Source organism: Virgibacillus oceani, assembly GCF_041521345.1.
Taxonomy (GTDB): Bacteria; Bacillota; Bacilli; order Bacillales; family Amphibacillaceae; genus Virgibacillus_N; species Virgibacillus_N oceani_A.
Genome location: NZ_JBGOHB010000096.1, coordinates 1 through 273, shown reverse-complemented (window position 1 = coordinate 273; position 273 = coordinate 1). Strand labels below are relative to the sequence as shown.

1 pseudogene is annotated in these 273 nt (G+C 42.9%); it reads left to right on the top strand.

The features are described 5' to 3' along the window. A pseudogene (locus ACDX78_RS23320) lies at positions 1–203 on the top strand (hypothetical protein); the annotation flags it as partial. Positions 204–273: the final 70 nt, after the last annotated feature.

Below are 273 nucleotides of genomic sequence, written 5' to 3'. Positions count from 1 at the left end.
CTGTATATAATGACACGAAGGGTACTCCTGTGTTCACTGGAAAACGAGTGAAACGTGGGCTTTATCGTACTTGTAAAGGATTACTGTTAAATGCCGATATTAACGGAGCGGCGAACATATTTAGAAAGTTTGTGGGCAAGTTACCCAAAAAGCAAGCGTTGACTGCAGACTCCGTAAATGTTTGGCAACCCAGAATTATTTAAAAGAAGTACCAAAGGCGAGACCGATGGTATAGAGGGGCTGGGTGTAAATAGTTCACCAATGTGACAGCTC